This window comes from Tardiphaga sp. (assembly GCF_041424195.1).
Classification (GTDB): Bacteria; Pseudomonadota; Alphaproteobacteria; order Rhizobiales; family Xanthobacteraceae; genus Tardiphaga.
This window is the reverse complement of record NZ_JBGMOE010000184.1, coordinates 1-4395: the sequence shown is the minus strand read 5'-3', so window position 1 is coordinate 4395 and position 4395 is coordinate 1. Positions and strand designations below refer to the sequence as shown.

General features: G+C 59.8%; 4 protein-coding genes. All 4 read right to left on the bottom strand.

Annotation, left to right across the window (positions count from 1 at the left end):
* A partial coding sequence (locus ACEK02_RS24530; protein WP_371424103.1) for a VacJ family lipoprotein occupies positions 1-851 on the bottom strand: 851 nt, incomplete at its 3' end.
* A 61-nt stretch (positions 852-912) separates the two neighbouring features.
* Positions 913-1689: an NTP transferase domain-containing protein gene (locus ACEK02_RS24525; RefSeq protein ID WP_371424102.1), complete on the bottom strand. Its 777-nt coding sequence runs from the start codon at positions 1687-1689 to the stop codon at positions 913-915.
* On the bottom strand, positions 1676-2770 hold the full coding sequence (locus ACEK02_RS24520) for an inositol-3-phosphate synthase (protein ID WP_371424101.1): 1095 nt from the start codon (positions 2768-2770) through the stop codon (positions 1676-1678). Before ACEK02_RS24520 ends, ACEK02_RS24525 begins: the two co-directional genes overlap by 14 nt.
* Positions 2767-3534 (bottom strand): CDP-alcohol phosphatidyltransferase family protein, encoded by a 768-nt coding sequence (locus ACEK02_RS24515; RefSeq protein ID WP_371424100.1) that lies wholly within the window; start codon positions 3532-3534, stop codon positions 2767-2769. Before ACEK02_RS24515 ends, ACEK02_RS24520 begins: the two co-directional genes overlap by 4 nt.
* Positions 3535-4395: the final 861 nt, after the last annotated feature.

Genomic DNA, 4395 nt, shown 5'->3' with positions numbered 1-4395 from the left:
AATCCGGTGCTACCGGCCGATCCGTGGCCCCTTTTATTCCCGGTGTTCTCATCGGGCGCCTCCCGCAACTTTCTGAGCTGTTCGTCGAACTCGACGCGATAGTCGACTGACCCGACAATCGTTGCCGGCACACTATAGGTCGGCTGATTAAAAGGCTGGCCGATCGCCGATGGAAGGACCATCCGGTCGATACTCAAACCGATGAGATCGCGCACGGTGGTGGGGCCGATCAAAGGCAGAAACAGGAATGGACCCGGCTTGACGCCATAATAGCCCAATGTGTTGGCGAACCCGTTCGGCCGACGGGGAAGCCGGAACGGTTTCCTTTTCGCGATGTCGATCATGCCGGCAACGCCGATCGTCGTGTTCACCGCAAAGCGCCCGGCAGTCTCGGCCGCCTTGCCCGGCTTCAACTGCAGGAAGAAGTTCAGGAAAGAAACCGGCTCGGACAGATTGTTGAAGAAGTTCCGTATCGCGCTACGCAATGGCGCCGGTAGAGCTCGCTGATAGGTCAGCGCAACCGGCTCGACCACCGCCTTGTCGACCGCCTGCGTAACGGCAAAGGTCTGTACGTTGACCCCCTGAAGTGGGTCGCCGGGTGCGTGCCCTTCTCGTGCGGTCACGACAATATCGTCCTGCTCCGTGCGTGCGGCCGTGTCGACATCCGCTAGAGGGCCAGCCGCGGTGGCTTGGAGGAGAACGACTGAATTTGGATCTTCTACCTCAGGGAGGTGAAGCAGCACCGGTGTGGGTGGAACTGATACTGTCGGCACCGTAGCCGGCGGAGCTTCATCCGCAACCTGTTCGAGCGGCAAATCCGCCTGCGCTGCCATCGGCTCGGCCAACAGCAACGCGCTCGCCACTAAGAGACTCACTGAGGCAACCTTTCGACAAACATTCTCAAGACGGCGGTTAGGAGAGCCGATCGCCTGATGTCTGGCTCTCAAGCGTTTTCAACGGTCCGAGCGAAACGGAGCGGCAACGAATCCATTCTTCGGCTTTACGAAGCGCAAGCTCGTCATCGACGTCGATCCAGTCGAGATCTCCGCAATCGAGCGAGAACGCCAAGCCGAGCGATGCCAGGGCCCGAACACCGTCCGTCAGGGATGGCGAGTCGAACCGATCAAGCGCCTCGAACAGGGGCTCACTGACGGCGAAAACGCCAGTATCGAAACAGTCATAGTCCGGGATCATCTTGCCAATCGCAACGATCCTTCCGTCACGCGTCTTCACCCGGGTAACGTCTGTGATATCGATGTCCGGATTATCGAGCCGCCGATCCGTGGCCAGCCGAACGCCATCCCCCGGCCCCTCCCTCGCGACAAGGCGATATAGGCCGACATCGACCAGATGATCCGCCATGACCAGGAGCGCGCTTGCGCCCCGCAAATGAGGCCGCGCTGCCAAAGCCGAAACTCCGTTCGGCCTGCGATAATCATCAACGGTGGCGAGTTCTATCTCGAGCGGCCATCGTCTGGAGTTCAAAAAGGCGGCGATATGAGCTGCTTCATAGCCCAGGACGACAATGGCTCTCCGCATGCCGGCTGCGACGAGCCCATCGAGAATGCGGGCTAGCAAAACTTGTCCCGCGACGATGCACAAAGGCTTTATCGGCGTCGCTGTCCGCAGCCGCTGCCCCTCCCCAGCGGCAAGCACGATCGCGGTATCGATGATCTCAGCGACCGGCAATATAGGTCTCCACCGCGGCATAGGCCTCATCATCGGCCAACTGAAGAAGAGGGTGCTTGCAGAACCAGGCAGATGGCCCGCCGATCGGTCCGCCCAGACCTCGATCCTTCGCGAGCTTGGCACAGCGGATCATGTCGATAGCAACTCCGGCGGAGTTGGGGCTGTCCTCGACCGAGAGCCGCAATTCAAGATTCATCGGGACGCCGCCAAACAGCTGCCCCTCCATCCGCAAAAAGCAAACCTTGTTGTCGTTCTGCCAGGCGACATAGTCGCTCGGGCCGACATGGATGTTCTCTTCATCGAGGCGCTGCTGCGCGACCGCCTGCACGGCCTCCGTCTTTGATCGCTTTTTCGAACTCAGGCGCGCCCGGTTGGCCATATTGAGGAAGTCGGTATTTCCACCGGTATTGAGTTGATAGGTGCGGTCGAGTTTCACGCCACGCTTGCGGAACAAATCGGTCAGCACGCGGTGCACGATCGTCGCGCCCAACTGCGCCTTGATGTCATCGCCGATGATCGGGACGTTGGCTTGCGTGAAGCGTTTGGCCCAATCAGGGTTGCTGGCGATAAAAACAGGAATGCTGTTGACGAACGCAACGCCAGCCTCGATCGCGCATTCTGCATAGAATTCGGTCGCCTTCTGACTCCCGACGGGCAGATAATTCACCAGCACATCGGTTTGGCTGGCGATGAGTTCTCTTACCACCTCGGCCCTATCAGCCTCTGGTTCATCGCACACCAAAAAGGTACGGTCGGCGGGATGGTCGGCCATATGGTCCGCAACCCCATCGAGAACCGGGCCCATACGGACAGTGACACCGATTTTCGGGACATGCCGGCAAAAGACGGTCGTGCAGTTGGGTGCCGCGAAGATCGCCTCACCGACATCCCTACCGACCTTACGCTCATCCACGTCCCAGGCCGCCACGATCCGTAAGTCGCTGGGGCGGTATCCGCCCAGACTCCAATGCATCAAGCCTATCTGCTCGTTCGCACCGCCGTTCTGATAATGTGCGATGCCCTGAACGAGCGAACTCGCACAGTTGCCGACACCAACAATCGCAACGTTGATCGATTTCATAACCCGGAATTTTCCTCTTGATGAATGGGGGGCGAAGGATGGCCACAAGCCTCCCCGCTTGCGGCGAAGGCTCTTACGAACTGCGCATCGATACGATTACGCCACACCACGCCGATGATGAGCAGAACATTGAGCGGCCCAAGCTCGAACCACCAGAACAGAGCCGGAGCCTTGACCAAGCAGGCGAAAAAGATTGCGCCCACTCGAACGTTTGCGCTCAACAGACTCATCAGCCACAACGGCTTGCGCACCAGATCTGCATAGGCTTCCGCCACATGCGGGTCAGACGTTCGTTGCAACACCCTCGCGAGGGTGTTGCCCTGCCGGTCGATGACGGCAGACAGGCGATCATAGGCCTGCAGGATAACATTGCGGATTTCGCCCGATTCCCAAGGACGCCCATGGTTACCTCGGTCATGAAACCGGGCCCGCTCACCTTCGTACAGATTGGCCTGCAGCGCATGCGCGGCCCCTGCGGCGATCGCAAGAAACCAAGCATCTTGCGTCCCGATCGACGTCGCCAATCCGATGTAGATGAGTATGAACACGCCGTGATCACACAGGCCATCGAGAAGTCGGCCGAGTGCACTGGCGGTGCCTGTCGCACGCGCTATCATACCGTCGAGACCATCCGCGATCAACCAGACGCAAGCGAGGCCCAGACCTGCCCAGACCCAAACGGAGGCCAAGCTCCATTGAGCAAATGCGACCGCGGCGAACGCACCGAGGATCAAGCCACCGACCGATACGGCGTTTGCCGACACTCCTTTCGCGATGAAATAGGGGAGAAGGAAGCGGCCTGCCGGGTGCACGAACCACCGATTGGTCGGATCCTCGATCCGTGGATCGCGGCTGCGCGGCGCACGCTCTTCCGTGTCGCGATCACGCCTTGAGGCTGATCGTCGCGCGTGCGCCGCACCGCCATGCGAATTCCGGCGCTCCGCACCCTCAGCGACCTTAATGATCGCGCCCTCGATACCAATCCTGATGATTGGGATCGTGCCAGTTCGAATGGCTTTGATACCAACTCAGCGGGCGCCCGTAACTCCGGTAGTCTTGGGGATAGGTATAGGCCACGCGGCCATGGCGGTCGTTCGTGTAGTAGCTCGTCGTATAAGGGATGCGGCTACCGCCGGGACCCGGATAATAGCTCGGAGGTGGGCTCTCCTGTCGCTGCCGGTCGTGACGGTCTCGATCGTGGCCAGGATCCGCCAGAACAGGGCTAGCGAGCGCCGCGGCGCTCAAACCGATTACGAACACACGAATTGCTGCGTGCCGAGGGTTCATTTTCCAATCTCCGCGAATGGCTATCACGCCGTCATTGCCTGACCGACGCGCTGCATATTGATGGGCGCGACAGGCTACCGCCTCCGACGCAAAGGTTCTCGTCAAACGGCTCAATGCATTCGTACCTCCACGACGATGGCACTGCGCAAATCCGCCGAAATTCCGTGAAGATCGGCAGATTGCAGTCAGGTGTTTGGCCGGCCATCGGACGCGGACTTCTCTCGCGCGGAAGGGGAGGCTCAAGGCATAAAATTGCGCAACAGAACAACTTCCACGTGTAAGATAGAGCGGTTTCCACACGAACTGACTCGACGGGGATTCCCTTTGCGGCGGCGTTG

Bases quoted from the DNA above. Each gene is read 5' to 3' on its own strand.
- ACEK02_RS24520 (WP_371424101.1), bottom strand. From the start codon at position 2,770: ATGAAATCGATCAACGTTGCGATTGTTGGTGTCGGCAACTGTGCGAGT.